The sequence below is a fragment of the Maribacter chungangensis genome (genome assembly GCF_042676845.1).
GTDB lineage: Bacteria > Bacteroidota > Bacteroidia > Flavobacteriales > Flavobacteriaceae > Maribacter > Maribacter chungangensis.
On sequence record NZ_JBHTHY010000004.1, the window covers coordinates 142,031 to 162,722 of the forward strand.

Consider the following 20,692-nt stretch of genomic DNA (forward strand, 5'->3'; position numbering starts at 1 on the left):
TATATTTGATTACCAAGCCAGTAAAAGATGATAATAAAGTACGATTTAACCACTTTGGATATACAACAGGCAATAGTCCATGATATACCAAAGCATAGAAAAGATGATTTTACTATCTCACCAACATTTAGTGAACAAACTAGTGAATTAACACTAAGCCTAGGAAAATTTTTTAAAGAAAGTATAATTAAGGCGTTAGCACGAGATCGTTCGTTTAAAATTTGTTATAATGAAAAAAGTGACTCTCCTGTAAATAAGTGCATCAAAACCATTATTAATGATAATGAAAAGTTTGTCCATGAATCAAAGGTTATTGGTCAGCACCTGTTTAATATTCAAAAAGGATATAATGCATCTGGTATACTATTCATTCTTCAATGTATTCTATCAGGACATAAAGTTTGCATCATAATGAAGCTTGAGCGGGATGATGGAGCTAGACTAACTATGAATGAAGCTACTAAATCATTTGATATTTCTGAGGTTAGAGATTTAATGCTTACATCAAAAACAAAGGTTTTTAAAATAGCCCTATTGGTCGATAGAGATAACTATGGGATTGATTTTGATGGCGATATAATGGATTATCAAATTAATTCGAAAGAGCGAAAAGATTTGTCATCCTTTTTTATTAATGACTTCTTGGGCTGTAGACCATACAGTGATCCGAAGGTTACTACACAAGCATTTTACAACCTGACTACTACATTTATTAAATCAACTATTCTTGATAAAATTAAGCAAGCAAAGTATCTGCAAGACTTGAATTCATATTTGCAAATGAACAAGCAGACTCTCAATCCAAAAGAGTTTTCAGACGATTATTTCACAACACCTTTTGAGCAGGATGAATACAAAGAATTTATGAAAACCAAAAACTTTGAATTTAAATCCTTTCCAAAGGATTTATCACTAATTAAATCCAAAATTGAAAAATTCATGGTTTCGTTCAAGAACGGAATCACCATATTAGGTAGCAAGGGAACTTTCGATGATAATGTGAAATTAGAGGAACTAGGTAATGGCGACCATCAAGCTACTATAGTTTCGCAAATAAAAAATGTTAAATAATGTCATTTTACGAGGAAGTCGAAAGTAAATGGAAATTGGAAAAACCAATTTACGAAGCTCTTGGCTCTGAAGTTCAGGTTTTCCTTAAAAATGAAATATTAAGACGAGAAGTTTTTCCAGAAATCACCTATAGAACAAAAGATCTTCTTAGTATTATCAAAAAAATTGAACGTAAATCGATAAAGAAAAATTATTCCTATGATGACTTAAAGGATAAACTCGGGTTACGAGTCATATGCTCATTCAGCAATCAATTAGAGATGATAGACAAAATAATCCATGAAAATTTCATTGTTGAAAAAGCTGAATATAAAAAAGATGATTTGGATTTCGATAAGCTTGATTACACTAGTAATCACTACGACTTGAAAATAAATTCTTTAAAAATTTTAACCGAAAAAGAAGAATCGTTTAAGAACTTAGTTTTTGAACTTCAGGTTCGTTCAATTAATCAACATGCTTGGTCCAGCTCCGCCCATACTTTAACTTATAAAAAGGAATCGGAAATACCTTCAAACCTCAAACGAAAAGTTTATCGACTCTTGTCTCTTTATGAAATAGCTGATGACGAATTTTCCAATGTCAACATTGCATTACAACAGGAAGAAAATGGGATGGCGTATCGTTATATACGGAAATTAGAAGGTAAAATTTATCGCTTTGCCAAAGTTGATTTTGATAGACAAACCTCACTTTGGAAACTTAAGGTATTCTTTAAACCATTTGACCAATCTGAACAAGTTGATTTGATAAACCAAGTATCCGCTTTTGTTGACAATAATGAGAAAAAACTAGAAAGTATTTACAATGAATATTTAAGGGATTTTCACCGTTTTCCAAGTTTGACTCAACCTGAAATATTCTTAGTTTTTTATATGTTGGAAAATTATGAATCAACCTTGGAATCAATTTATGCCAATGAATTAGATAACAACGAACTGGAAAAAATAAAGGGAATTTGGGCTTAACGTTATGTTTAAAACTTTTCTACTTATTATACAATTATTAAGTATGTACGAGATTATTGTTGATGGATTGGATAATAGTTTAAAATACAAAAATATGCATCAAATGTCCTTGTTTTTGATTTCCATCTCTACATGTTCCTAAAAAAGAACCTCCTTCCTCAGTATAAAGTTTTATTGCTTTTTCTGTGAATTCTCTATCTGCAATAACCGTTAATAAGGGTATAGAGTTTAATTCAATCCTACAGTGATTGATAGCTTTGCGTAATAGTTTTCTTCCTATTGAGTTTTTATTTTCACTAACCCTAAATTTTTGATGTACGTATAGGGATTTAATCATTGCTATTTTTGTAAAATCTATTATCACTTCACCTTCCTCCTTTACGGTGGGGATAAAAATTTTATTTAATTGTTCCTCTATGTCAGTTCCCTTTTCTAATCCAAATTTGAGTGCAGAAGTCGTTTCTCCCTTCCATCTTGACAATTTTAAACAGACAGTTGCTGGGTTGCTAATCCCGATAAAGCCAATTAAAACTTTTCTCAAATTGATTTTTTCATATGCCAAAAAAGATACGTCCCAACTTTTTTGCATCTCACCGACCCATTTATTTAAATCTTCAGCATCATTTGTTACACCAACAGGCCAGACCCCTTTGGAACTTTCGACGGAATCTTTAAATAATTTAGCTACTTTTTTGCATTGTTTTTTCTTGAGACCATTTTTTGAGCATTCTTTTATAAAGATTGAATTGATTTTAGTAAGGTGTCCTATCCTATCGATTTTGGAAATTAAACCATGATTTAATGAATACTCTATCAATTTTTTTCTATCAATTGAAGCAGGTAACTTATTCCAATTCTTTATGATGAAAACAAAAAATGATCTTCCTTCATTACCTAAAAATGGTAATTTGAATAGGAATGCCTTCTTTTTAAGATTGTAAAACTCTGTTGATTTATAAAAGATAAGATTTACTAAAACGTCTAGTTGATCAAAAAACCGAAAGCCCAATTTCCGTTTAATGTATACTAACCAATCACTATGGTCTTTATAAATTTGAGACAAAAAACCGCCATACATTTTGTCAAATAAATCTAAGTCTAACAAAGACGCATTTATTGCATTAGAAACCTCCTCTAGTCTATTGAAAAGATTAGCCATTGACCTATGGCATTTTTCCGAAAACCCATTAAAAATTAATTTTTGATTTACGTTTTCAACCAATTCGTAAGGAATTCCATGAACATAACTTAATGGTATACCTGATTGAACTTTACTAACGATAGTTCTTTTAGTGCTTAGCGAGATGTTATATTCACTTAAATTTAAATTATCTTCAATATCCTTAACACTATTAGAGAGGTAGTTTTTTTCTTCAATCATTGAATTATAGGCAGTTCTTGATAATTCACCAAGATTAAGATTTTTATCACTTACAAATTCAAGTGTCGATTTTTTAATCTGTGTTAGTGCTTGTTGTTTGTTAAGTGTTGCAACTTGCCTTATAGATCGATAGGCAAATAAAGCGGCTAAAAAAGTTGAGACAGCTGCTATTGTAGTAATAATTAAATTTACTTCTGAATAATACTCGGAAATTATTGAATTAGTACTTTCTAGCATATATTGAGTTAAATAGAAAAATAATAATAATTTTCATCTCTTACCTTTACAATCTCCCCTTTAACCTTACTTCTTTTTTCTTCTTTAAATCTAATTTCAAGTTTAAATGATGGTATGATAGGCATACCCAATTTCACCCATTCAAACATGCAATTTAAGAGTCTCTCATAAGCCCATGTTGCTTTGGAATAATGAATCTTGTCGTCATAGAATAGAGCTACAGATTGCTCGTCTTTGTTATAAATTCCAAAAACAATTTTTTTGGTTTTATCTATAGTTAAATCACCGGATATAAAATAGGAATCGTATATACTTAGGAATGATTTAAATGAAGAACTGCGACTTTCAAAATTGCCCAATTTATTACCTCCAAACCAATATTTCCTAATATGTGATTCTTTACTTAAAAGTATTTCGCTTATTACAGGATTTAGATTTATCATATTATAATTGAGTTCATTAAAGCTATATTTCCCTTTGAGCTGAACAAAACCACAAGATATACCGTCATTTGCTATGAAAGAGTTACCTTCTTTCCTGAGGGCGTATAACGTATCGCCATTACCAGGATTTTTTAGAACGAGTATTAATGTTCCATTTTCTTTTATAAGAGAATAATATTCTTTCGGAATATCATATGTTCCTACAGTAAAAATAACAGTATCGTATGGACCTTCAAGATTAACGCCGAGATTATCATCACAAAAGACATGAATATTATTATAACCAAGTCTTTTAAATCTTGACTTGGCTTTTTCCGTAAGGTTTCTGTCAATTTCTATAGTATCAACTTGACCATTATTTCCTACCATATCTGATATTATTGAAGCATTCCATCCACTAGCAGTGCCAATTTCAAGAACCTTACTTCCCTTATTTATGTTGGAAATATTTAACATGTATAGTACTAATGACGGTTGAGATAGTGATGACAGAATTTCGCCATCTTTTGCAATCAATATTGGTAAATAATAATCAGAATATATTTTTTCAAGCTTTTCGATTTCTGTAGTTGAAGAAAAATTAACTACTGCATCATTATCGTAGTATTTGTCCACAAATAAATGTCTTTTGATTTTAAAAAAGCTATCTCTAATTTCTTCTCTTAATTCAGACCAATGAAAAATTTGATTGTATGAATCTATTATTTGGTTTTGTAAATGGGTTATTTTTTTTTCAATCATATTTGCCTAATATTGATAAAATTGATATGTCCATATATTTTTCATTCGAAATTCCAGCCTTCCTCATAACTCCTTCCAATATAAAGCCTTGATTTAAATATAATTTAATAGCGTTTATATTTTCCTCAAACACAATTAAATCTAATCTTGTGTACGGTTTTGATTGGTAATCATCAACAATAGACTTGATTATTTTACTGCCATAACCTTTGTTTCTAAATTCAGGATTAATAACAAACCTAACTAATCGGAACCAATTTGATTTTTTTTGATATCTATGAATTTCATAATAACCTATCATTTCTGACAAGTTATAAACAGAAACGCAACTAATATCCTTATTCAATGATTTTTTTTTTAATTCTAAATAAGTTTCTGAAAACTCGAAGTCGAACCCTGTCCAAAGGAAAAACGAAAATTCATCATTTTCAAACCATTTTACAATAGTTTGAAAATCATTCTCATTACTTTTTCTTAATTGGTATTTCATTATTAAGTTAAAATTATGTTGGTTTTTAACAAGCAATATACTGAATATGTAGTTAGGCTATTCAAGTCAGATTTTCAAGGAATCAAACGATGAACTGTTTTTGTTTTTCAATAGGTAGTCAACACATGTTTAATTTTAAATTCATTTAATTGGACCTTGACATGAATATTTAAGTTGAAACCAATATTGTTTACTTTAAAATCAATTTTATTAGTAATTTTTTAAAGCGTCAAGATGGCAAAAAGGGAAACGCAATTATTATTTATATAAATTGGTTTAGGAATGGATTCAGATGTAAGCGGTATTGTTTCATCCTTTAAGGCTTAGAAGAAGAAGCTTTAGTGTCACAGTTTTTTATTAATTCTAACTTTTCCATCTTCTGCAGCACTCCTTAAAAGTCAGGAAGACTTCATGAAATAGCTTTTTCAATACCATGGCTAAGATTTTTGCAACTTCAATCATAATTCAAAAAATTTTCGCAGTGTTTCTATTATTAGTAGAGCATAGGCCAAAATACTGCTGTCCTTTCCATTATGTTCAGCCTCCTCCCAATTCGACAAAAACCCCAATTCCAAAAGCACACTCGGGCAATGGGTGATTTCACGCAATACCTGAAAATTGCCATATTTAACCCCTCTGTTTTTAAAGGCTAATTTTTTATGGAGTCCCAATGTGAATTGTTTTGCTAAATATTCGGACCGTGATTCCCCTTGTTTAACATAAACTTCAATCCCCTGAGCTGCTTTCCGAACAGACTGATTACAATGAATGGAGACAAACACATCGGCTTTTAAGGCCTTTGTAAGTTTGGTTCGATCTCCCAAGGAAATTAGGGTGTCTGAGTATCTAGTGAGATATATTCCCAAAGAATCTTTGAACAGCAGGTTGTTAAGTCGAATTATCTCTTTGGCGATACTCAAGACCACCTCTTTTTCCTTTAGTCCATTGATGCCGATTGCTCCAGTATCAGAACCTCCATGTCCGGGATCTATGATAACAATAGGTTTTCGATTTCTCTCCTGTCCAAACATGGGCTGTAAACCGGCCGACATCATCCAAATCAATACGTAAAAGCAATAGCGTTTCATTCGCTGAAATTTTAAGTGCGTGTTGCACAATTTTCATCGATTTGGATAGATTATTTAAAATCCGTGAAATTTTAACGTTGTCGCCTGTTAATTTTTAACCGATTCTCTGCGTTCCCTTCCTTTCATTTCAAATTCGTCAACAAATAGTAATCAACCGCCCCTATTGGGCCTTAAAAGACGAATAGAAATGAAAAGTTTAAAAAGGACATTTTGGTTGTTGCTTTTAGCAACGGCCCCTACTTATGCGCAAATCGGAGGTATCGAAGATTCCGTTGCCGATATCTCCGATACTATTAGGACCATTTTCCCCATTATACTTGGGGTTATTTTCCTGGTGGGCTTCCTGTTTAATGCAGGACACTTTTTTGGTGAGAATTCCGACCTTAAAAAAGGAATCACCCGTGTGCTGGTCTTTGTATTGATTGCCGGTGCCGTAGTGGGAATTTTTACTTACCTGATAACCTTAGTGGTGTAATGAAGCATTATCGCGTATATCGAAACATTCGTAAGCGGGCATTGATATTCGGGCTTCCGGTGTCCTTATTCGCCTTACAGATGTTGGGGGTCATCGGTTCGCTCTTGGTCGTTATTTTCTCCTTTAGTTTCGGGTTGGTTCTGGGTGCAGCTGTATTTAATGGAGCTCTTTATGTGCTGCTACTTAAAGTAACGAACCAACCTCAATTATTAAACTTCGCCAAGGTATTCCCTAAAGCCATCTCCAATAAGAAAACAACCGCGCTGAACTATGAGGATTAATTTGACACAACACTATCCAATTGTGGATATTCAGGACAATATGGTCTATGCCAATAATGGTAATATTGTACTTTGCTATAAGGCAGACCTTCCCGAGGTGTACTCCTTATCAGAAAAGGACTTTGAAGATTTGCATGGAAGTTGGTTTCAGGCGTTAAAATCACTCCCAGCAGGGACGGTAATCCACAAACAAGACAGCTTTCAAAAAATAGCCTATTCAGCTGAACAATTGCCCAATTCCACCTTTTTAGAGAAGGCGACCCATGCCCATTTTAAAGGTAGGGAGCATATATCCCATGAGAGCTATCTCTTTTTTAGCTGGCCCAAGAACAAAGGGTTGAACCAATCCAAATATGTGAATCCGTTCAAAGGTGTTCCCAAGGCACTTCCCGAAAAAATGACGGATGCCGTAGAAAGCTTTATTGCATCCGTTCGAGATGCGGTGGGCTTCTTGAACAATAGTTATAAATTGGATTTCACGCCACTTGTTCGAAGGGAAATTCTCGCCTTGACGGATAATTTTTTCAACGGTTTCAATCAAGGTTTCGATACGGACATTGTTTTGAACAAAGACCATGCGCAAATAGGGGAGCACTTCTTTGATGTGTTGGCCGTTAACAATGAACTTTGCTTTGGTGATACCGTTGGAAGTAGTAAAACCAACGATGCTTTTACCTCAGATGATTTTATTTTCCGTCAAGGCTTTATCGACGGCCTGGGACTGAATTTCAACGAAAACCACATCGTTAACCAAATCATCTATTTGGACGATAAGCACAAATGGCGACGACTGCTGGAAAAACGGTTGGAGGAACTGAGTAAGAGTTCCAATTTTGGCACTCAAAACAAAGTGGTCCATGAGAAGATTACTTCTATTTTGGATGAAATAAATCGTGATGACCATGCACGGATTGTCCGAGGTCATTTAAATATTATTTTTTGGAACAAGCAAAGAGAGGCATTAGGTAGCATAGCCTCCAGAATAAAAACGGAATTCAAGGAATTGGATATTGTTCCCTATTACCCAAAAGGGGAGGAGCGCAAGAACTACCTTTTGAACAGTTTCTGTTGTTTCTCCTCTAATTTTTCAGATGAAGATCTTTATGTCACCGACCTGAAACATGCCCTCTGTTTGCTCATCAATAACACCAATTACAAATCAGATGCCACGGGAATCATCTTTAATGATAGGCAACATAATATTCCAGTTTTAAAAGATGTTTGGGACGAAAAGAAAAAACGTATCAAAGCCAGGAACTTTGCCATCTTCGCCCCCACGGGGGAAGGTAAATCCTTTCTGGCCAATAATATTCTCCGTCAGTATTTTGAAAGTGGCGTACGCTTGGTCATCATTGATTTAGGGGGTAGCTACACCAAGTTCGCCAAACTATATCCCGATCAATACATCACCTTGCGTTACGAGCAAGGAAAGAATCTAGGCATCAATCCTTTTTACATCAATAGTTTACATGACCTAAGCCCGGAGCGGTTAGAAGACCTTACCGTCTTCCTTTTGGAGCTCTTTGCTTCGGGTCTTAAGGTCGCCAAGGCACAGGAGGTCGCCTTGAAAAAAATCCTGCAACACTATTATAAGAGCTATCCTAATAGCACCCATTCGTTGAATGGCTTTTACAACTTCGTAAAAGATCATAAGAAAAGCCTTTTGCAGAATTTGGGCATTGATAACAGTTATTTCAACACTACCAACTTTCTACATATTATGTCCGAATATGTCGGGGACGGATTGTATAGTTTTCTTTTTGAGGTGAGTGAAGACCAATCCTATAAAATTGAGGACAAACGCCTTATTGTTTTTGAACTTGATGAAGTAAAAGACAATAAGGAAGTACTGTCGGTCATGCTGAAGTTGATAAAATCTGCAATCCAACGTACCATTTGGCGTAATCGGGCGGAAAAGGGCATCATCTTGTTCGATGAGTTCGCTAAGCAATTGAAATTCAATAATGTTTTGGAGAGCGTCGAATTCTATTACCAAGCCATCCGGAAACAGAATGGGGCCATCGGTATCATCTTACAATCGATTAATCAATTGCCAAGTAATTCTACTTCAGCCAGTATCCTCGAAAACACGCAAGTTATCTATAGCCTTCGGAATGAAAAGGGCTACGATGAACTGGTCAAACGCTTGCATCTATCCAGCCATGACCTGAACCAGTTAAAGTCCATAAAAAACGACTTGAAAGGCCAGAGAAAGTATACCGAAATCTTTATCAAGATCGGTAAGGAAAGCAACATCTTTCGGTTGGAAGTGCCGCCGGAAGTTTATGCCGCTTACCTAACCGATGGTGCAGAAAATCAAGAAATCATGAACCTTTTCCAAGAAATGGGAAGCATGGAAATGGCTATTCAAGAGTTCGTAAAACAAAAGATCAAATAATTAGTAAAACCCTTTAAATCAAAAAATATGAAAATTACAATTAAAACGATGGCTCTTACTGTGCTTTTTACAACCACTATGATAGGCACACTAAAAGCACAAGGAGTTCCTGTATATGATAACACCAATTTTATTTCATTGGTGAAGCAATTGTTTGAATCGGCAAAGCAAACCACAGAAATGATTAAAACGGTACAGTTTCTCAAAGATGCCAAGGAAACGATTGAAAAGGTAAATAATGCTGTACAGCAATATGAAGCCGTTAGGGAAATCAATCAAAACAACACGGCTTTGGTGAATATGGTCAGACGGGACCTGAGGGATATCCTGAATTCCCCCTATATCCATCCCAATGAAATAGATGCGGTTTCCAACGCTTTTAATTCCATTGTCGAAGGCTCCCTTCAAAATCTGGAATTCATGAACCAAGTACTCTCCAATGACTTTCTGAAACTTAACGATGCCGAACGGTTGGCCATTTTGGAAGCACAACGTGATGATTCTAAAAAAATGGTTGCAGATATCACTTTAAAGAATAAACGATACAAAATGGTCATTTCCTTTCGGGAAATGCAGGACAAGATCAATAATCGGGAAACCAACTATTAAAAAGGGATTCAAATGTTTTTATCCATTGGCTTGGAATATGTGGATGCTGTTTTTCAGACCATCAAGGATAGCGATTTTGCAAGCTATACCATTGGTGGAATGAAGGCGCTGGCCGTTCTCTTCTTTCTGATCAATATCATTAAAAAATATTATGAAGGTGGAGCCAATAACCAAGGGGTAACCTGGGGACTGACACCTACGGAGTTGATAAAGAATTTTGCCGTGGTGCTAGTGGTCATTTTTTCTACGCAGGTCTTAGATGCCTTTGATGGAATTCTGGTGGCCATTGAAGGTCAGTACCGGGGAACCGCACCAACCTTGTTACCCTTAGGGCTACAAGAAATTGAGGTTGAGGAAGACCTAGGTCTTTTAGATGCAACGGCAAAAGCCATGGGGCTTTTATACGAATGGTTGGCCACCCCTTTTTTAGGTATCCGGATGGGAGCCTTTGGGTTGGGACTTATTTTGTGGGTCTTGGACCTATTTATTTATCCACTGTTCTTGGCGGAACGCTATTTTTTGTTGGGCATCATGCAGGCCTTTTTTCCATTGGTCATTAGCATGGCCGTTTTCGAGAAGTTTCGGGAAATGGGGTATCGGTTCTTTAAACTATATGCAGCGGTGTATATGATTGTGCCCGCCTTCTTTTTGGTCAATGTTTTTGTTAATGAACTGTATCAAGAGGTGACGGATAATTTTTGGCCCAATTTATTCGGAACCGATTTTGGTAGCGAACTGTTTGCACCGGTCATTGAGCTGGCCGGGGTCGGGTTCATCATCTTATTAAAATTCAAATTATACAAACGAGCAACCAGTTTCACTCTCAGGCTATTTGTGCATTAATCCAGAACCCATGAAAAACAAAATCACACCCTACAAGAATATTTACGACGTACTGAAAATCAATCGTTTTATCGTTTTGACTGTTGTGGCCGCTAGTTTGGTAACCTGTGTAATTGCAGTGTTTACCGTATACCGTTTCAATAAGACAATGTTGAACAGTGCTTTTGCCGTAAATACGGATGGTTCCGTAATCCCCCTAAAATTGGTTTCGCAAAAAGAGAACATCGAGGTGGAAGCACTTTCACATCTCGATCTGTTCCATAACTATTTCTACGGAATCGATGAAAGTAATTACCAAAAGAATCTCGAAAAGGCGCTATGGTTAGGCGATAGTTCCGTGGATAATGTATACCGACAGAAAAAGGCCGATGGGGTGTACAACCGATTGATGCAATATAGCCTGGTGCAAAAGGTGACTTCCGTGAATACGGAATTGACCATCAATAATGATGCTATCTCATTTCGAACCGAAACCCTGTTTGAAATCAATCGGGGAAGTGTCATAGACCGATACCAGTTATTCACCTCAGGGAATCTCATTTCCGTGGATCGGAACTTTCCCCATAATACCCATGGTTTATTGATAACCAACTACTTCGAGAACTCCCTAAAAAAGATAACCGATCAACATTAAAAAAATGAAACTAGAACGAAACAAACTATTATTTATAACAGCCTTTGCCCTAGTGGTTCTGTTTATAATTGGATACGCGGTCGTGGTACTGGACGAATCCGAAAACGAAGAAACCCAATTGAGTCAGCCGGAAGTGCCAGAAATACTTGATGAACAAACACAGTATTCTTCAAAATTGGATGCCGTAAACGATGTAAAAGAGATGCGGGAATCCAATGCACCAAGTATTTACGATGAGGCACTCCTGGACACCACTGGCCTGTTTGACCCATCATTTCAAGAAAAAGAACGTGAGCGTATCGTTGACAGTATTTACGCAGCAGGACGAATAAATTATGAATCGGGAGATTATGATACAACATCGGGTATTAGTTCATCAAGACCAATGGCCAGCACACCCAAAAATCAAATTGAAGATATGGTCATTGATTTTACGAAGGCCCATCAAGAGTTTTTTGTTTTTGAACCCAAACAAGTTTCATTGGTTGATCTAGAAACAACAAAAGGAAGGACTGATGACTTTATTATGGTGGAAGTGAACGGAGAGCAGACCGTTAAAACGGATGAACGTTTGGAGCTGCGATTGGCCGTGGATGCCATCATCAATGCAGATTCCGTTCCCCGAAACTCTTTGGTCTTTGGATTCGTGAGTTTCAAAGCTAACCGTGTGTTTGTTAAAATCACGAATATCAACCACAAACCGGTCGATCTAAAAGCCTATGATCTATTGGATGGAAACGAAGGTATTTATATTCGCAACAGTTTTACAAGTGATGCCACCACGGAGGTTTTGGAAGATGTTGTTCAGGACATCAATATTCCCGGAGTTCCCCAGGTAGGAGGGATTAAACAAGTCTTTCGACGAAACAACAGGAATGTAAAGGTGACCATATACAATCAATACCAACTCATTTTAAAACCTGCTTTATGAAAAAAATCCTATTCCTATTTTCAATACTCATTTTAGACCAGACAAGTGCACAGAAGTTGCGGACAATTCCTAACAATGAAAAGGAGGTGGTTGCACTTTTCTTTCCAAATGAAATTCGTCAGGCGGTCGTTGGTTCATCCAACTTTACCTTTAGTTATAATAAAGAAAACCCTCAGCATGTAGGTTTGTTACAGGGGGTAAAGGGCCATGAAAGCAATCTATTGATAATAACGGCCACGGATGAAGTTTACGCCTACAAATTGAAATATCTAAATGACTTGGATACGCTGAATTATTTTGTCCAAAGAAGTGAACGTATTGGTTTTGAAAGCCCTTTGTTTCCTGCTCCTGTTCAACAATCGGCATCAGTAGTAAAGGATTCTGTGATGATGAAGACCCCGCGAACCGATTTCCCGAATCGTTTTGAATACTTTAAAAAATTCAGCGAATTTCAATTGAAGCACAATCGAAACAGATTAAAGCGCAAAAGAAAAAAGGGGATAGTACTACATCTGAGGGACCTGATCTATGACCGAACCGAGGTCTATGTACTTGTAGAGATAAAAAACAGATCCGGGATAGACTTTGAGATGGATTATCTGAAAATTTTCAAGGTAAATGGAAACAAGCGGAAAAAATCATCCTATCAAAAAATTGAAATTGAGCCTGTTTACAGGTATTCTCTTCCAAAAATCATTAAACATGGTGAGAGCCGTGAGTTTGTGCTGACCGTACCCAAATTTACTTTTGGAGATGAAGAAAAATTGCTTTTAGAAGTTAAGGAGGATAGGGGAAATAGGTTGCTGCAGTTGTTTTGGAAAAACTAGATTTTCAAAAAACTTATATTCCAAGGTCTTTACACTAAGAAAAATTCAGTAAAAAATGCGTTTTCTTTTTTTGTTTTAAAAATATAACTATTTTAACAACCTCCCCCAGATATTTTTTCAGTTTTAGCTACCGTAAATTTTTGGTTGAAATGATATTTTATAATAAAAAGTCTTTAGTTTTTTGGAATTCCAAAAGTTGGATATTAAGTATTTCATTTTTTATAGCTGCCTTTTCGAGTGTTTATGGTCAAAATAACAGATATGTAAAACTCCAAGATGATAGTTTGGTTCTTAGTGATTCTTGCCTAACCAATAGATATGATTTTGAAAGTTTTAAGCTGATAAAGATAAACGAAGATAGCGCTCTTGAAAATCTAAAGATTCAAGTTGAAGCCAATTATCAAAACGAGGAGTTCTCCACGCTTGAAGATTTTAATACTTTCGAATTTAAATTTTGGTTGCTTTCAACCGATAGTTTTAAAAACCAAGGCGATTTAAAAATTCGACTAGTTTATGATGTAGATTCAGATACAATAGAACAACTATATATTATTTGTCTGAGATATATTTACGCTGATTCAGATAAGGATCGTGGTGGTATTGGAAGTCCAGACTTTGTCAAACTTCCAGTATTCTTTGGGACAGATCGAAATTATACAAATAACTCAGATCCTAATGATGCTTTTGGTGTAAACAGATCTAAACTGAAGTACGGTATTGTCGAAGTGAGTATTCCACATGATCATCGAATAGGCGAATTGGAAACTCCTTCTATTTGGAGGTTTGAGTTTACGGAGGATCCTTCAAAGCACATTATGCTTCATAATATTAAACTTTTAAATAAGGAGAAGTTCTTTTCAAAATTATCTAAGGATATACAATCCTCAAAAAAGAAACGTACGTTTTTATTTATACATGGCTTTAATACATCTTTCAGTGAAGCTGCCAAGCGTACGGCACAGATTTCGTATGATCTTAAGTTTGATGGAAAACCGGTATTTTATAGTTGGCCATCGCAAGCCTCAACATTTAGGTACGGTAAAGATGAAGAAAACATAGCGTGGTCTCGTAGAAACATAAAAACTTTTTTGAACGATTATTTATCCGATTCGGGTGCCGAAGAAATTTATTTGGTAGCCCACAGTATGGGAAATAGGGGTTTGACAAGAGCGATGATTGATGTTTTAAATGATAAACCTGAGCTAAAATCCAAAATAAAAGAAATTATTTTGGCCGCACCTGACATTGATGCTAAAGTATTTAAAAATGAGATTGCTCCGCAAATGGTTTCATTGTCTGCAAACCCAATAACACTATATGTTTCCGAGGACGACCTGGCTTTAAAGGCATCTGAAATGCTCCATGGTAACCCTAGAGCGGGTGATGCTGGTGAGGGTATAGTGATTTTAAATGGTGTTGAAACAATTGATGCATCCGGAGTTGATACTAGTTTTTTACGTCATTCCTATTTTGCCGATACTAATTCTATTATTTCGGACATTTTTGATATCATAGAATCGGGCAAACGTGCATTAAAGAGAACTCGATTATCCAATGTAGAATTGGAAAACCAAATTTATTGGAAAGTAAAACAGTAATCTAAAATCGTACAAATATTAATTCAAATTTGAAATTTTGACTTTAAAAACTATAAACCAACCATTTTTATTGACCGTAATCGCATTAGGATTAGCAGTGAGTCTCAAAGCACAAGATCACTATCAAATTATTTATAACTACCAAACCGAAAAGATTAATTACCTTCAATTAGATAAGTCAAATAAGGTTATTGACACTTTAGATAGCCCTAAATTTAAACGTAATAGTCTAGTTGAACTAAAATTAGAGAACGTAAATCCTTTCGCAGTTCAAGTACAAACGGATGTAAAGGAAGAGGATTTAATAGCCTCCGGTCAAGGTTTCAATTTTAGCTCACTACTTGGTGGAATCAATTCTTTTACAGGAGATAATTTAGATTTAAATACTACCAGCTTACCAGAAACAGCACTTTTTAAATCTGAAACTGGTAGTAGAGGAAGAGGGGAAGCTACCAGTAGCGTTAAAGATTTGAATAACCAAATCACAAATGTAGCCGCATTAAAATCAACTTTCATTTCAAATTTATTGAATCCTAACCTTGGGAAAGACGAGATTCTTAATAACCTTTATTCAACGGCGGATGCCGAATTGGATGCAAGACTGCCTAGCGCAAAAGATAATTTTTATGTATATGTGGAAAAAGTAAAAAAGTCACTTAAGGAAAGTAAATCAAACCTTCAAGGAAATATTAACGCAATGAGTACTGAAATTGAAGCAACGGTAGCTTCTGATGTATCATTAAGCAGAGGTGAGTTAGTTGCACGCAATATAAACCTAGCAGATTTTCAACGTTTAATGGCTAGTTTGAATTCTTCCACTGCTCAAAGTATCCAAATGTTAGAGGAAATGAAATCCCTGTATACAATACTGGAGGCTTCTGATTTTGAGCAGACCTATGATTATGAAATTTCGGCGGATAAAGTAGATATTGAACTAAAATTTGTTCAAAGTGATTTTTCTAATGAATTAGAGACCGACGGTGAGCCTACAGTTTTAAAAACTAGAAATATTAAATTAAAGTCTAAAGGCGGATTTAAGATTAATTCGAGTGTTGCTATGACATTGAATAATTTTGGGTCTAAATCACAAGATTTTTTTATTGATGAAAATTCCGTAATCGGAGCAGATGACAATGATTTTTTTGTGCCCAATTTAAGTACAATGATTAATTTCTACCCTTTTCTTGGAGAAACCTTCAATATTGGAGGGAGTTTTGGTTTGTCAATTCCAATCTCTGGGGGTGATAATATAAACGGGGTTAATTTCTTATTTGGACCTTCATTGTTTTTCGGAAGCAAAAGTAGGTTATCGTTATCAGGAGGTGTTGCTTATGGGCCTGTTCAAAGATTAACCAATGGTCTGGAAATAGGAGATACAACCAGCTTTAATGATGTTACCGCTTTTACTAGAAATGTGTACGATTTTGGATATTACTTTGGTATTTCTTTCAGCTTATTTGATTTAAATTGAAATTTTATGAAACGTTTAGTTCTACTAACATTTTTTTTCTTGACTTCCAATAGTTCCTTTGCTGAAAAATATGGATTGATTATCGCAGTTGGAGACTATCAGGAAAGAACCGGCTGGTCAAAAATTTCATCGGCCAATGATGTTCCTTTGATTAAAGGTGCATTAATGAAACAAGATTTTAAAGCAGAAAATATTGTTATTTTGGAAGATGCTGTTGCTACAAGAGCAGGCATCTTGGCCGCCATTAAAGATTTACAAGCCCGCATACAACCAGGTGATGTAGTAGTCATTCACTACTCTGGTCACGGACAACAAATGTTTGATGACAATGGAGAAGAAATTGATGATTTAGATGAGTCTATTGTTCCTTATGATGCGTTGGTTGAATACCTTCCAAATAGGTACGAAGGGCAAAATCATATAAGGGATGACGAATTAGGAAATATAATTGCGGATTTCAGAAATAAGCTAGGTAAGAATGGTCAGCTACTTTTTATGCTAGATAGTTGTCATTCTGGATCCGCATCTCGTGGGGGAAAGGCAAGAGGTGGCAAAGGCTATTTTGCGCCTAAAGATTGGAAACCGTCTTCAAATACCAAAATGTCGAATAGTGGATTGTTGGAAATAGTCAAAGTAAAAGAGGATGCATCACCATTTGTAATGTTCACAGGTGCTTCTGCAGACCAACTAAATTATGAGTATGAAGGCTATGGCTCTTTAAGTTTTGCTTTTTCCAAATCGATGAATGAATTAGGGAGTGATTTTACGTACCGTAAACTATTCTCTGCCATATCAGCAAATATGAATGTTATTGCTCCTAACCAAACCCCGACCATTGAGGGTGATGCGGACTATAAGCTTTTTAAGGGCGAATACGTAAAACAGCAGCCTTATTTTGAAATCAATAAGATATCTAGACAAGATGTTATTAAAGTCAATGCAGGAAAATTGCAAAGATTATTTGAAGGTACAACGGTTAATATTTTACTAGCAGGAACTTCAAAAGTTGACGAAACGGATATTGTAACCACAGGAGTCATTTCCAAGGTCACTTTCACTGAGGCAATAATAAAATTGGACTCGCCCTTAAAATCAGCTAACGAAAAAGCGTATTGGGTATTTGTGGATACACCAAGTTATGGTGATATCAACCTAAATTTATATTTTGATAATGAACTAAAATCAGATGATATTAAGAATCATCTAAGCAATTTTTTAGAAGATAAAAAATTAGGTCAAGTGGTTAATGACTCTTTAATTGCAAATTTAATCGTTACTCAAGAAAAGAAAACGAATAATTTTCTTTTAAGCACAACAAACGGAGAAGCTATCATTTATACTAATGACATTGATATCTATGAACTTGAAGATTTAGAACTAGCCATTTTTAATTATGCGCAAGGCAGTTATTTAAAAAGTTTGAAGCTTGATAATTTAGCTTATGAGTTTGAGTTCAGATTGTTGCCGGCAAAATATAATTCTGAAGATAAAATTGAAATAATTGACGAAGATTCTTTTACTAACGAAGTTGGTAAATTTCAAGTAGATACAGATACAGACCATGTATTTTTAGAGGTTACAAACAGGAGTGATACACCTTTATATTTCAGTATCATCGAGATAAATTCTAAAGGTGAAATTGTTCCATTTATGCCAAGCCCTGACGGTCCAAATGGCTGCAATTTAAACGACAATGAACGTTTAATACCTGCGGGACAAACTAAAATTATTAAAAGTTGTGTCTATAATTTTGGACCACCATATGAAACGCTTATTCTAAAAGGTTTTGCCACTCCCTCGCCTATCAATTTTGCTCCAACGGTGAAATCAAGAGGAGCTAGAATAGGAACCAGAGGTTCTGATAAGCCCAACCCACTGGAAAGTTTTTTAGGACAGACCTATAAACAATCAAGAGGCAGTTCTGGTTCCTCGGTAAGTGACGCTGTTGATGGGTATAGTACTGAGTTTGTTTATGAGATTATTAAAAAAAAATGATAAGTGCTATAGCATTAAGCTTTAAATCAGTGTCGCATGCAAATCAAATTAAGTGTTAACTTTTATACTTTCTTAGCCTTAGCATTAATTCAAGTATCAACATATGCAAACGTATTTGAATACAATGAAACTCCATTGTGGATGAGGAGTGGAGAATCGTTTTTAACTTTATCTGGAGGTAATGTTTTGAATTGTAATTGGAATGCAGTTGGAGCAAATAACATTGATACTTTTAATTTAAATTTTAATATTCGAGATTTTGACGGTCAAGAAAAAAAAATGGAATTTGACTATCTAGAAGCTCTTACCAAATTGAGTATTTCAATATCGGCTGAAAATTTAGAAAATCTAATTCCAATTTATGGTGGTTTCTCAAACTCCCTCTACTTTGCAACTCGCTCCTACATTTTTAAATTGGAGTTAGATTTAGCCAAACCACATATGGAAGTTATTTATAAAAGTCTTCATCAAATTAATAATTTTAAAGTCTATGAAGACTTTTATATAGTTGCTGAGAAATCTGCGCTAAAAAAAATAGCTGAATCGGGAGAAGTTTTAGATTTGTTGGAGATTGATAGTAAATACAGTAATTTCTATTTAAACCATTTGGAGGATTCAAAAAAAGTTTCAATAGCATACACAACAAAAAGTAATAAACGTATCTATGAATTATACTCTTTTGAAGATAAATTTACTAAACTGAGATATTCAGAAAGTGAGGTTGTTCTTGGCATACTAGATAATTCAAAACTTGTTCTTGGTGACCAGGAAAATAATATTAAAATTGTTGACTATAAAACTGATAAAATTTTAAAGGAATTTAATTTTAGTCATTTACCTAAAAAACTTGGAAATTGTCAGAAAATTACAAGTGATAATAATTATTATTACATGTTTTTTACAAGTTATGAATATTCAGAAGTTCTAAAAATTCAAAAAAATACGGGTTTAATCGTACAAAGACTGGGGTCTAATTTTGATTTTAGTAAAATTGAAAAGGATTATTGTGAAAATTGCTTAACTGTGACAGGAAATTACAGTTTTCAAATTCCATATTTAATATTGGAAAATAAGCTGTATAATATCAATAATCATTTGGCTATTTCGGGTACTGACTTCCCAAAAATAACCATCTCAAATTCCGATAATACAAAGTTAGAGTTTTTAGAAACAACTAATTCTACGTTTTATATCAAAGGTCATATTACATCAACATTGACTATTACTGAGTATAAAATTGAAAAAGTTAGGGAGACAAAGAATATAGGTTATCTAGGTGAAGATAATATAAGAAGAGATACTGTTAGCTTTTCTACGAAAATAGAGCTTTTTGATGATTTAAATTTTATTAAAATAAGCGCGACTGATGCTCTATTTAATAAGTCGGTTAAGGATTTTACGATTAAGAAATTGCCCAAGAAATCAAGAGGGTCAATTGCGTCGGGTCAATTAAATTTAGAGGAAACAATAGAATCATTTGAATATAAAGCTTTGTTGATTTCAAATCAAAATTATTTAAATGGCGTCGAAAAGTTAAAATTCCCAAATCAAGATGCTTCAAATCTTAAGGCTGTCTTGAAAAACAAATATTCATTTAAAGAGAAGAATATATTTCATCTGAAAGATGCTTCTAGAGATGATATTATTAATTCATTAGATTCTTTAGCGAATGTAATTAGTACTAATGATAACTTACTGATTTTTTATGCGGGCCACGGTGTTTTTGATGAAAACATAAAAAAGGGATATTGGTTACCGGTTAACGCTGACCCGAAGCGTAAGACCAACTGGGTATCTAATAGTGATATACGTGATTATTTAGTTTCCTTTAAATCTCAGCACACTTTACTCATTAGTGATGCATGTTTTAGTGGTTCTATTTTTGAATTTGGTAAGAGGGAATTAACTGATAAGTCAAAAACTATTACAGAAAAGTTACTTAAAAAGAAAAGTAGGAAAGCAATGACTAGTGGGTTGAATAAATCGGTGCCTGACAAAAGTCAGTTCATAAAATATCTTTTGAAAGAATTGGAGGAAAATAAGAATTCCTATCTAACTGCGGGTCAATTATTCTCTCAAATGAGAGAAGCAATTTTGGCAAATACCGATAATAATCCTCAGTTTGAAATTATAAAAAATGCAAATCATGAGGGAGGGGAGTTTGTATTTCTACGGTCGGACGAATAGTTAGTTGATAGTTTCAAAATGAAG

18 protein-coding genes are annotated in these 20,692 nt (G+C 34.6%); 14 read left to right on the forward strand and 4 right to left on the reverse strand.

What is annotated here, in order from left to right:
* Positions 1-27: 27 nt before the first annotated feature.
* The gene (locus ACFQZJ_RS06845) at positions 28-1,071 is read left to right on the forward strand and encodes a nucleoid-associated protein (RefSeq protein ID WP_379933314.1); all 1,044 of its coding nucleotides are present in this window, start codon (positions 28-30) and stop codon (positions 1,069-1,071) included.
* Positions 1,071-2,039, forward strand: a complete 969-nt coding sequence (locus tag ACFQZJ_RS06850; RefSeq protein WP_379933316.1) for a GTP pyrophosphokinase — start codon at positions 1,071-1,073, stop codon at positions 2,037-2,039. The genes ACFQZJ_RS06845 and ACFQZJ_RS06850 overlap by 1 nt, the downstream gene beginning before the upstream one ends.
* A gap of 79 nt (positions 2,040-2,118) precedes the next feature.
* Here ACFQZJ_RS06850 and ACFQZJ_RS06855 read toward each other — a convergent pair whose 3' ends face one another.
* The 4 genes from ACFQZJ_RS06855 to ACFQZJ_RS06870 all read right to left on the reverse strand — a co-directional run bounded on the left by ACFQZJ_RS06855 (position 2,119) and on the right by ACFQZJ_RS06870 (position 6,419).
* On the reverse strand, positions 2,119-3,657 hold the full coding sequence (locus ACFQZJ_RS06855) for a hypothetical protein (protein ID WP_379933317.1): 1,539 nt from the start codon (positions 3,655-3,657) through the stop codon (positions 2,119-2,121).
* A gap of 8 nt (positions 3,658-3,665) precedes the next feature.
* A complete protein-coding gene (locus ACFQZJ_RS06860) occupies positions 3,666-4,841 on the reverse strand; it encodes a protein-L-isoaspartate O-methyltransferase family protein (RefSeq protein WP_379933318.1) in 1,176 nt (391 codons plus the stop codon).
* Positions 4,834-5,331, reverse strand: a complete 498-nt coding sequence (locus ACFQZJ_RS06865) for a GNAT family N-acetyltransferase (protein WP_379933319.1) — start codon at positions 5,329-5,331, stop codon at positions 4,834-4,836. The genes ACFQZJ_RS06860 and ACFQZJ_RS06865 overlap by 8 nt, the downstream gene beginning before the upstream one ends.
* A gap of 458 nt (positions 5,332-5,789) precedes the next feature.
* A complete protein-coding gene (locus tag ACFQZJ_RS06870) occupies positions 5,790-6,419 on the reverse strand; it encodes an N-acetylmuramoyl-L-alanine amidase family protein (RefSeq protein ID WP_379933321.1) in 630 nt (209 codons plus the stop codon).
* Positions 6,420-6,606: 187 nt separating this feature from the next.
* Between ACFQZJ_RS06870 and ACFQZJ_RS06875 the strand changes: the two genes are divergently transcribed.
* The 12 genes from ACFQZJ_RS06875 to ACFQZJ_RS06930 all read left to right on the forward strand — a co-directional run bounded on the left by ACFQZJ_RS06875 (position 6,607) and on the right by ACFQZJ_RS06930 (position 20,668).
* Complete coding sequence (locus ACFQZJ_RS06875; RefSeq protein WP_379933322.1) at positions 6,607-6,894, forward strand: hypothetical protein; 288 nt, start codon at positions 6,607-6,609, stop codon at positions 6,892-6,894.
* The gene (locus ACFQZJ_RS06880) at positions 6,894-7,175 is read left to right on the forward strand and encodes a hypothetical protein (RefSeq protein ID WP_379933324.1); all 282 of its coding nucleotides are present in this window, start codon (positions 6,894-6,896) and stop codon (positions 7,173-7,175) included. The genes ACFQZJ_RS06875 and ACFQZJ_RS06880 overlap by 1 nt, the downstream gene beginning before the upstream one ends.
* Positions 7,165-9,573 carry a TraG family conjugative transposon ATPase gene (locus ACFQZJ_RS06885; RefSeq protein WP_379933326.1) on the forward strand — a complete coding sequence of 803 codons (2,409 nt, stop codon included), beginning with the start codon at positions 7,165-7,167 and terminating at the stop codon, positions 9,571-9,573. Before ACFQZJ_RS06880 ends, ACFQZJ_RS06885 begins: the two co-directional genes overlap by 11 nt.
* Before the next feature lie 27 nt (positions 9,574-9,600).
* Complete coding sequence (locus ACFQZJ_RS06890) at positions 9,601-10,182, forward strand: conjugal transfer protein (protein WP_379933327.1); 582 nt, start codon at positions 9,601-9,603, stop codon at positions 10,180-10,182.
* 12 nt (positions 10,183-10,194) lie between these two features.
* Positions 10,195-11,025 (forward strand): hypothetical protein, encoded by an 831-nt coding sequence (locus ACFQZJ_RS06895; RefSeq protein WP_379933329.1) that lies wholly within the window; start codon positions 10,195-10,197, stop codon positions 11,023-11,025.
* 10 nt (positions 11,026-11,035) lie between these two features.
* Positions 11,036-11,659: a conjugal transfer protein TraK gene (locus ACFQZJ_RS06900; protein WP_379933330.1), complete on the forward strand. Its 624-nt coding sequence runs from the start codon at positions 11,036-11,038 to the stop codon at positions 11,657-11,659.
* Positions 11,660-11,663: 4 nt separating this feature from the next.
* Positions 11,664-12,590, forward strand: coding sequence for a conjugative transposon protein TraM (gene traM / locus ACFQZJ_RS06905; RefSeq protein ID WP_379933331.1), 927 nt, complete (start codon positions 11,664-11,666; stop codon positions 12,588-12,590).
* A complete protein-coding gene (locus ACFQZJ_RS06910; protein WP_379933332.1) occupies positions 12,587-13,417 on the forward strand; it encodes a DUF4138 domain-containing protein in 831 nt (276 codons plus the stop codon). The genes traM and ACFQZJ_RS06910 overlap by 4 nt, the downstream gene beginning before the upstream one ends.
* Before the next feature lie 149 nt (positions 13,418-13,566).
* A complete protein-coding gene (locus tag ACFQZJ_RS06915) occupies positions 13,567-15,015 on the forward strand; it encodes an alpha/beta hydrolase (RefSeq protein ID WP_379933333.1) in 1,449 nt (482 codons plus the stop codon).
* 37 nt (positions 15,016-15,052) lie between these two features.
* Positions 15,053-16,486, forward strand: a complete 1,434-nt coding sequence (locus ACFQZJ_RS06920) for a hypothetical protein (protein WP_379933334.1) — start codon at positions 15,053-15,055, stop codon at positions 16,484-16,486.
* A gap of 6 nt (positions 16,487-16,492) precedes the next feature.
* The gene (locus tag ACFQZJ_RS06925) at positions 16,493-18,481 is read left to right on the forward strand and encodes a caspase family protein (RefSeq protein ID WP_379933335.1); all 1,989 of its coding nucleotides are present in this window, start codon (positions 16,493-16,495) and stop codon (positions 18,479-18,481) included.
* A 36-nt stretch (positions 18,482-18,517) separates the two neighbouring features.
* Entirely contained in the window at positions 18,518-20,668 is a 2,151-nt protein-coding gene (locus ACFQZJ_RS06930) for a caspase family protein (RefSeq protein WP_379933336.1), read from the forward strand.
* The last annotated feature ends 24 nt before the right edge of the window (positions 20,669-20,692 follow it).

Excerpts from the sequence above, each read along its gene's own strand:
- traM (WP_379933331.1), top strand. The coding sequence starts at position 11,664 with ATGAAACTAGAACGAAACAAACTATTATTTATAACAGCCTTTGCCCTA.
- ACFQZJ_RS06850 (WP_379933316.1), top strand. The coding sequence starts at position 1,071 with ATGTCATTTTACGAGGAAGTCGAAAGTAAATGGAAATTGGAAAAACCA.
- ACFQZJ_RS06885 (WP_379933326.1), top strand. The coding sequence starts at position 7,165 with ATGAGGATTAATTTGACACAACACTATCCAATTGTGGATATTCAGGAC.
- ACFQZJ_RS06895 (WP_379933329.1), top strand. The coding sequence starts at position 10,195 with ATGTTTTTATCCATTGGCTTGGAATATGTGGATGCTGTTTTTCAGACC.
- ACFQZJ_RS06870 (WP_379933321.1), bottom strand. The coding sequence starts at position 6,419 with ATGAAACGCTATTGCTTTTACGTATTGATTTGGATGATGTCGGCCGGT.
- ACFQZJ_RS06930 (WP_379933336.1), top strand. The coding sequence starts at position 18,518 with ATGCAAATCAAATTAAGTGTTAACTTTTATACTTTCTTAGCCTTAGCA.
- ACFQZJ_RS06910 (WP_379933332.1), top strand. The coding sequence starts at position 12,587 with ATGAAAAAAATCCTATTCCTATTTTCAATACTCATTTTAGACCAGACA.
- ACFQZJ_RS06925 (WP_379933335.1), top strand. The coding sequence starts at position 16,493 with ATGAAACGTTTAGTTCTACTAACATTTTTTTTCTTGACTTCCAATAGT.
- ACFQZJ_RS06875 (WP_379933322.1), top strand. The coding sequence starts at position 6,607 with ATGAAAAGTTTAAAAAGGACATTTTGGTTGTTGCTTTTAGCAACGGCC.
- ACFQZJ_RS06900 (WP_379933330.1), top strand. The coding sequence starts at position 11,036 with ATGAAAAACAAAATCACACCCTACAAGAATATTTACGACGTACTGAAA.
- ACFQZJ_RS06915 (WP_379933333.1), top strand. The coding sequence starts at position 13,567 with ATGATATTTTATAATAAAAAGTCTTTAGTTTTTTGGAATTCCAAAAGT.
- ACFQZJ_RS06880 (WP_379933324.1), top strand. The coding sequence starts at position 6,894 with ATGAAGCATTATCGCGTATATCGAAACATTCGTAAGCGGGCATTGATA.
- ACFQZJ_RS06860 (WP_379933318.1), bottom strand. The coding sequence starts at position 4,841 with ATGATTGAAAAAAAAATAACCCATTTACAAAACCAAATAATAGATTCA.
- ACFQZJ_RS06855 (WP_379933317.1), bottom strand. The coding sequence starts at position 3,657 with ATGCTAGAAAGTACTAATTCAATAATTTCCGAGTATTATTCAGAAGTA.
- ACFQZJ_RS06890 (WP_379933327.1), top strand. The coding sequence starts at position 9,601 with ATGAAAATTACAATTAAAACGATGGCTCTTACTGTGCTTTTTACAACC.
- ACFQZJ_RS06865 (WP_379933319.1), bottom strand. The coding sequence starts at position 5,331 with ATGAAATACCAATTAAGAAAAAGTAATGAGAATGATTTTCAAACTATT.
- ACFQZJ_RS06845 (WP_379933314.1), top strand. The coding sequence starts at position 28 with ATGATAATAAAGTACGATTTAACCACTTTGGATATACAACAGGCAATA.